This is a genomic window from Marivita sp. (assembly GCF_017643905.1).
Taxonomy (GTDB): Bacteria; Pseudomonadota; Alphaproteobacteria; order Rhodobacterales; family Rhodobacteraceae; genus Marivita.
Genome location: NZ_JAEPMO010000180.1, coordinates 1 through 7,489, shown reverse-complemented (window position 1 = coordinate 7,489; position 7,489 = coordinate 1). Strand labels below are relative to the sequence as shown.

The window sequence follows — 7,489 nt, the reverse complement described above, 5'->3', positions numbered from 1 at the left end:
CCACGGCATCCCGCAATCGGTTCGCAACGGATCGCGCCTGAGCCGGGGTCACATCAGGCAGGACGATCAAGAATTCCTCTCCACCATATCGCGCGATGAAATCTCCATCGCGCAAATGCGCTTTCATTGTCTGCGCGACATGTACAAGAACCACGTCTCCGGCTGCATGTCCGTGATTGTCGTTGATGGCCTTGAAGTGATCGAGGTCTGCAATCAGCACCGCAACCTGTCGCGGATGAACGGCCAGCGCACGATCAGTGCCGAGCAGATACTCCTCCAGTGCCGTGCGATTGTTCAAACCGGTCAGCGCATCCACATAGGCTTTGTGTTCAAGCTCGGTCGCTGCTTTTCGCTGCCGGTCGGCATCGCGTTTACGCCGTGCAAGCCGCTGGATCCGCAGCGCCAGTTCGTTTTGTGTGACTGTTGTCGGCACCTGGTCATGTGCTCCAAGATCAAGCGGCGACGCGCTTTTGCCCGTCCTGTCGGTGACAAACAGGATACGGCTGTGCCGGCTGACAGGATGTGTGAGCAAGGCTGCAAGGGTTTCGCGTGCTTCATCGGTGTGATCGGATTCAACAAGAACGAAGACGTCGGAGTCTTCATCCGGGGTGCGCCGCGCGGCATGCGCTGCGACAAGCCGTGTTTCGATCCCGGTTTCGGGACCAAACCGATAATTGATCTCTGCTTCGTTGAAAGAAGCCGCGCATACAATGGTGGCGATGATCCTTGGGGCGAACTCCGGTATTGCCTCTGACATGCCATGGGCCTGTTGCGGCGCGCGATGGGCACGAGTGTCTTCAAGAAATTGCCGCGAGCGCAAGAAACTCCGCATCCGGGCCTTGAGATCAGTCGCGTCGGCCGTCTGATCGATCACATCATGAGCACCGTCATTGAGTGCACTGACGCGCGCAGAATGGTTTTCGCTGCGCACAGCAACGACAACGGTCGTAAGCTGCGACACGGGGCTGGCGCGAAGCGCCCTGCAAAACTGTCTCAACTTCAGTCCGGGCAGGTCGTCGGCAATGATGACAACATCCGGCGCGTCCTGCCGTATCTTCGCAAGACCTTCCGCCTGAGTCTCGGCTAAATCCACCTGATACGCGACCGTATCCAACCGCGACCGCAGGTGAATGCGTCGGTTGCTCATGGCATCGATGATCAGGACATATCCAGACACGGACCCTCCGGCATGCGTTAAGGCTTTGCTCACCAATTCATTGCGGCTATTTGGTTAAAAAAGTGTTTGGGAAATATCTAAAAATGACGATTTCTCGGGATGGCGCAGAGCAGATCGCTGTTAAATCCATCGTATGGCTGGCGGGCAATGATGAACTTTTGTCTGTGTTCATGGGCTCGACCGGGGCCGATGAGGCCACGTTCCGCGAGGGGCTCATCCTGCCGGAATTTCAAGCATCCGTGCTTGATTTCATCATGATGGACGATGCTTGGGTGATCGCCTTCTGCGATAATGAAGGCATCCCTTATGACCGTCTGATGCAGGCGCGCGCCGCCTTGCCGGGTGGACAGCAGGTGCACTGGACATGACCACAGCCAATCCGCGCAATGTCGGTGCGATTCTGTTCGACAAGGACGGCACGCTGTTTGATTTCGGCGCGACGTGGAATGCGTGGGCCAAGGCGTTTCTCATGCGTCTGGCAAATGGCGACCGGGCGCGCGCGGTGGCCTTGGGACATGTGATCGGGTTCGATTTGGACGCTGGCTTGTTCGCGCCTGACAGCTTTGTCATCGCAGGCACACCGGATGAGCTTGTTGCGACCTTGTCGCCGGAATGTCCCGACCTGACCGATGCGGCACTTTTTGCGCTCATCAACGAAGAAGCCGCTTCAGCACCTATGGCCGAGGCTGTCCCGCTGGCACCCTTGCTGGAAAGGCTTTCGGCATCGGGATTGCGTCTTGGCGTGGCGACCAATGATGCCGAGGCACCGGCCTATGCCCATCTTGACGCCGCAGGTGTACGCCATTGGTTCGACTTCATCGCGGGGTCCGACAGCGGCTATGGGGCAAAGCCTGAACCGGGTCAGTTGCTGGCGTTCTGTTCCTCTGTTGGTGTCGCTCCCGACCGTGTGCTGATGGTCGGGGACAGCACTCATGACCTGATGGCAGGCCGTGCTGCCGGCATGCGCACTGTTGCAGTGCTGACCGGTCTTGCCACCGCTGCGGATTTGCAACCCTTCGCGGATCTCGTGTTGCCCGACATTGGCCACCTGCCTGACTGGCTTGGCATAAGCTGATCTCGTCTGGAAAACGACAAAAGCGACCGCAGGAGTCGTGTTCCGGCAGGATAACCCGCACCTGCGATGCCTAGCTTGAAAGGGCAACGCAGGAGGACGCGATGACAGAGGCCACGACACGCAAACGTCGGAGCGGAGGGCGATCCGGCCATGCTGTGCGCCGTGGATCGGCGGTGATCGAACAGCTTCCGTGGAGCCTTCCCATCAATATCGACCGCCCGACAGAACCTTTGACCGAAGAGGGCATAGCGCGGGTCCATGAAACGGCGATGGTGATCCTAGAAGAGGTCGGGATCGAGTTCCTGAACCCCGAGGCGGTGCGCATCCTCAAGGAGGCCGGCTGTACCGTAGACGGTGAGAACGTCCGCATGGACCGGGATTTCGTGATGGAATGGGTGCGCAAGACGCCAAGGTCCTTCACGATCACGCCGCGTAACCCGGACCGCAAGATTGTTGTCGGTGAGGGGCATATCCTGTTCGGCAACGTCTCGTCGCCGCCCAATTACTGGGACATGGAAATGGGCCGCAAGGTCCCCGGCACGCGCGAGATGTGCCGCAATTTCCTGAAATTGTCGCAGTATTTCAACTGTATCCACTTCGTCGGCGGCTATCCGGTGGAACCCGTGGATATCCATGCCAGCGTTCGGCACTTGGATGTGCTTTATGACAAGCTCACCCTGACCGACAAAGTGGCCCATGCCTATTCGCTGGGCAAGGAACGGGTCGAAGATGTGATGGAGATGGTCCGCATCGCAGGTGGACTGACCCACGAGGAATTCGACGCCAGCCCGCGCATGTACACCAACATCAACTCGACCTCGCCGCTCAAGCATGACCATCCGATGATGGATGGCTGGATGCGCTGCGCGGCGCGCGGGCAGGGCTGTATCGTCACGCCGTTTACCCTTGCCGGTGCAATGGCCCCAGTGACCATGGCAGGCGCTGTTGCCCAATCGCTGGCCGAAGGGCTCAGCGCGATCGTTCTGGCCCAGATCATCAACCCCGGTGCGCCTTGTGCCATCGGCACCTTCACATCGAATGTCGATATGAAATCGGGGGCACCTGCTTTTGGCACACCGGAATATATTCGTGCGACGCAGATGACCGGCCAGATGGCCCGCTTCTACGGCCTGCCGCTGCGGTCCTCCGGTGTGTGCGCCGCGAACGTCCCCGATGGTCAGGCGATGTGGGAAACAGAACACAGCCTCTGGGCCGCGATCCAGTCGGGCACGAACCTTGTCTACCACGCCGCCGGATGGCTCGAAGGCGGCCTGATCGCCAGCCCCGAAAAGTTCGTCATGGATTGCGAGGTGATCCAGCAGTTGATCCGCTACATGGACCCGGCGATCTGCGACGTCAGTGATGACGGTCTGGGCCTCGAGGCGATCCGTGAAGTGGGTAGCAACGGACATTTCTTCGGCACCAAGCACACGCAGGAACGTTACACGACCGCGTTCTATCAACCCTTCCTGTCCGACTGGAAGAACTACGAGGCATGGGAGGCCGCAGGCGGTGTCTGGACCGCAGAGCGGGCCCATGTGATGTACAAGGCGATCCTTGAGGAATTCGAAGCGCCGCCGATGGATGAAGCCATCCACGAAGAGCTTGTGGCCTTTGTCGAACGCCGCAAGGCAGAGGGCGGGGCGCCAACGGATTTCTGATCTGGCTGGTGTTTGCCGATTGTTAAGACCCTCTTGCCATGATGCGCGCCGAATAACAGGCGCACAGCATGCATGGTTTGATCTTCCGCACCCTAGAGGCATTCATTTCCGATACCTTCGGCCCTGAAAACTGGACGCGGGTGGTTGTCCTGTCGGATATGCCCGTCACCGGGTTCGAGGCGATGTTGCAATATGATGGGGACTATTTCCCGCAACTCCTTTCTGCAGCTGCGCATGTGCTGGACCGACCTGAGTCGGTGATCCTTGAAGACATTGGCACATACCTGATCACCCATCAGAACCACGCGTCGGTCCGCCGCCTTATGCGTTTCGGAGGAGAGACGTTTTCCGAACTGCTGCACTCGCTCGACGATCTGCCGGGCCGCACGCGTTTGGCCGTGTCGGGCCTGGACCTGCCGCAGGTGGAAGTGCGCCAACCGGCTGCCGGAAGCTTCACCATCTTCTGCCGGGGCAAGCCTGCGGGCTTCGGTCACGTACTCGTTGGGTTGCTGCGGGCCATGGCCGACGATTACGGAACGCTGGCCCTGCTTGACCATCGTGGCCAACGCGACGGGGCAGAAGTGATCGAAGTGACGGTTGTTGAGGCGGCCTTTGCCGATGATCGTGGCTTCTCGCTGGCCGAGGTCGCGATTGCGGAGGGCGCATGATCTCTGCGCCGGACCTTTTGCGCGCGCTCAGGCCGCTGCATGTCTGGGTCGGTCCGACCGGGCACGTCAGGCAGGTCGGAAAGAGCTTTGCAAAGCTGGGTATTGATGACCCGACAGGACAGCGATTCCTTGAAGTATTCGAGGTTCAACGCCCGAAAAAACCGTCCAAGATGGCCGATCTGAGGGGCCTTGCGGGGCAAGTGTTGCGTCTGCGCGTGCGGGCCGAACCGGGGCTTGGGCTGCGCGGGCTTCTGATCGAAGATCAGACAGATGGCGTGATCCTCGACCTGTCCTTCGGGATGGCGGTGGTCGACGCGGTGCAGCGTTACGGGCTGACGGCGCAGGATTTCGCACCCAGCGATCTGGTGATGGAACTGCTGTTCCTGCAAGAGGCCAAGTCGAGCGCGATGGCGGCATCCTTCAGCCTGAATTCCCGGCTGAACGGTGCGCGCCTTGCCGCCGAAACAGAGGCATTGACGGATGGTTTGACTGGGCTGCACAACCGCCGCGGTCTGGACGGCGCGTTGGAGCGGTTGGGCCAGTCCGATACCGAATACGCGATCCTGCAGATGGATCTGGACCGGTTCAAACAGGTGAACGACACGCTTGGTCACGGGGTTGGGGATGCGGTTCTCAAACGGGTCGCCGGGGTCTTGCGCGCACATACGCGGCAAGATGATCTGCTCGTTCGCGCCGGTGGTGATGAATTTGTCATTGTCTGCCCCGGATTGACGGACACCGCGCGTCTGAACGCACTTGCAGGTGGCCTGATCCGGGACATTTCAGAACCGCTCATGATCGAAGGGCAGGACGTTGCCATTGGTGCAAGCATCGGAATAGCTGTTTCCCAGACCGCGGCGCGGCGCGACCCAAAGACCACGGTCACTTTTGCCGATATCGCCCTGTATGCTGCAAAGCGATCCGGTCGGGGGCAGCACCTCTTCTGGTCACCAGACATGGGAAACAGCCTTGTGGAGCTTGACTTGCCTGTCCCAACGTCGCGTGGCGCCTAGCCGAACATCGTTCTTGAAACCTAAGGATCTGTCGCGCATTGTTACTGGCATGGGTCTGATTTTCCGCAGTCTTTTCTCGATCACTCTTTGCGTCTTTGGCGTTTTCTCCGCACCGCTTCAGGCCCAGAATTCGGATCAGCCGACGGGCACCATCGCAGTCGAGGACAGCGCCGAGAAAGATGCGGCCATCGCCAACCGGATTCGCGAAATCCTCATGGAACTGGACGGTTACGAAGATGTCACCGTCACGGTCAATTCCGGCATCGTCACGTTGCGCGGAACTGCACTTGATGGGACGGCGGTCACCCGGTTGAACGAAATCGCGGGCCGCGTCGAAGGTGTGGTGACCATCGAAAACCGGGTGCAGGAAACCACCGACGTGGTGCGCCGCCTTGACCCCGCGCTTGAGCGGTTCCGCACGCGGTCAGAGCAGTTCATCAATTACCTGCCACTGCTCGCCATCGCCGTCGCTGCGTTTGCGCTTGTGGTCGCGGTCGGGTTCCTCATCGCCCGCATGAAAAGACCGTGGGACCGGATCGCGCCCAATGCGTTTATCGCGGACATTTATCGTCAGGTGATCCGTATTGCCTTCATGCTTGGCGGATTGGTGATCGCGCTGGATATCCTGGGGGCAACCGCTTTGCTCTCGACGATCCTTGGTGCGGCGGGGATCATCGGCCTCGCCATCGGTTTTGCTGTCCGGGACACGGTCGAGAACTTCATCGCCTCGATCATGCTGTCGATTCGCCAACCCTTCCGACCCAATGATCAGGTCGAAATCGAAGGCGACATCGGCAAGGTCATTCGTCTGACCAGCCGCGCCACGATTTTGCTCAGCTTTGACGGAAATCACATCCGCATCCCCAATGCGACCGTCTTCAAAAGCCGGATCGTGAACTATTCGCGCAACGATGAGCGCCGGTTTCTGGTGAGCCTTGGCGTCGCCTATGACACCGATCTGCTGCGGGCGCAGCATTTGGCGCTGCAAACCGTGGCCTCCTTGCCTTTCGTGATCGACGAACCCGCGCCTGCGGTCTGGATCGAGGAACTGGGGGACAGCGCGATCATCCTGAACGTGGCCGGTTGGATCAGGCAGCACGAAACCAGCTATCTCAAGGCCCGGAGTGAAGCCTGGCGCCTTTGCCTCGCGGCCTTCGATCACGCGGGCATCGTCATGCCGGAAACCACCTTGCGCATCGTCGGCGTCGGCGATGCGGCGGCGCCGCAGCCCGCCGCGAAACCGGTCACGTCGAACGCCGCTGTCATCGCAGCCGCAACCGCGACAGTCGGCGATGTCGAGGCAGCAATGGACAAGGAACTCGAGCGGATCGTGGCCACCGAACGCGCCGAGAAAGGCGTCGACGATCTGCTCAAGAAAGACGCGCCCGAAGAGTAGGAAAAATTTCGAATTCCGGGTCTTGATCCCGCCCAAAGAGCGGCGTAAGTACCCGCGCACGGTTGGGGTGTAGCCAAGTGGTAAGGCAACGGTTTTTGGTACCGCGTACCGTAGGTTCGAATCCTACCACCCCAGCCAGTTTCCTCTGATCCAAGACCTGAAGACACCCATTCGCGGCGGTCTCAGCCGACTTCGCGGAAATGCCCCCGTTTAGTGCCCCCATCAGAGCGTACCCTTCGAGGTAGTGCGGGGGAATAGGCACAAGTAATGGGTAGAGGAGGTGGATAGAGGAAGGAAGACAGAGGAAAGGTATGACTACTCCTCGTTGATGATGATCCTCCCCTCGATAGAAGACCGCAAGCGGTGCGCCGTTCACACGTGATTGACGTAATTCCAGGGCAGCAGCAGGTTGATATCGGTCTGTTTGTGCCCGCCTGCGATGGCGGTCAGGACGCCGGACAGATAGCCATGGGGTTCGATCCCGTTGAGTTTGCAGGTT

8 protein-coding genes and 1 tRNA gene are annotated in these 7,489 nt (G+C 59.7%); 7 read left to right on the top strand and 2 right to left on the bottom strand.

The window, feature by feature from the left end:
- A partial coding sequence (locus tag JJ869_RS20545; RefSeq protein WP_292270186.1) for a diguanylate cyclase occupies positions 1 to 1,177 on the bottom strand: 1,177 nt, incomplete at its 3' end.
- An 83-nt stretch (positions 1,178 to 1,260) separates the two neighbouring features.
- Between JJ869_RS20545 and JJ869_RS20540 the strand changes: the two genes are divergently transcribed.
- The 7 genes from JJ869_RS20540 to JJ869_RS20510 all read left to right on the top strand — a co-directional run bounded on the left by JJ869_RS20540 (position 1,261) and on the right by JJ869_RS20510 (position 7,128).
- Positions 1,261 to 1,545, top strand: a complete 285-nt coding sequence (locus tag JJ869_RS20540) for a DUF3572 domain-containing protein (RefSeq protein WP_292270183.1) — start codon at positions 1,261 to 1,263, stop codon at positions 1,543 to 1,545.
- Complete coding sequence (locus JJ869_RS20535; protein ID WP_292270181.1) at positions 1,542 to 2,252, top strand: HAD family hydrolase; 711 nt, start codon at positions 1,542 to 1,544, stop codon at positions 2,250 to 2,252. The genes JJ869_RS20540 and JJ869_RS20535 overlap by 4 nt, the downstream gene beginning before the upstream one ends.
- A gap of 101 nt (positions 2,253 to 2,353) precedes the next feature.
- Complete coding sequence (locus JJ869_RS20530) at positions 2,354 to 3,913, top strand: trimethylamine methyltransferase family protein (RefSeq protein ID WP_292270178.1); 1,560 nt, start codon at positions 2,354 to 2,356, stop codon at positions 3,911 to 3,913.
- A gap of 68 nt (positions 3,914 to 3,981) precedes the next feature.
- Entirely contained in the window at positions 3,982 to 4,581 is a 600-nt protein-coding gene (locus tag JJ869_RS20525) for a heme NO-binding domain-containing protein (RefSeq protein WP_292270177.1), read from the top strand.
- A complete protein-coding gene (locus JJ869_RS20520; protein WP_292270175.1) occupies positions 4,578 to 5,594 on the top strand; it encodes a GGDEF domain-containing protein in 1,017 nt (338 codons plus the stop codon). Before JJ869_RS20525 ends, JJ869_RS20520 begins: the two co-directional genes overlap by 4 nt.
- A gap of 13 nt (positions 5,595 to 5,607) precedes the next feature.
- Positions 5,608 to 6,990 (top strand): mechanosensitive ion channel family protein, encoded by a 1,383-nt coding sequence (locus JJ869_RS20515; RefSeq protein WP_292270172.1) that lies wholly within the window; start codon positions 5,608 to 5,610, stop codon positions 6,988 to 6,990.
- Between the two features lie 63 nt (positions 6,991 to 7,053).
- Positions 7,054 to 7,128 (top strand) — tRNA-Gln (locus tag JJ869_RS20510).
- Between the two features lie 234 nt (positions 7,129 to 7,362).
- Here the strand turns inward: JJ869_RS20510 and JJ869_RS20505 are convergent.
- On the bottom strand, positions 7,363 to 7,489 hold a 127-nt coding region (locus JJ869_RS20505; RefSeq protein WP_292269448.1), incomplete at its 5' end, for a transposase domain-containing protein.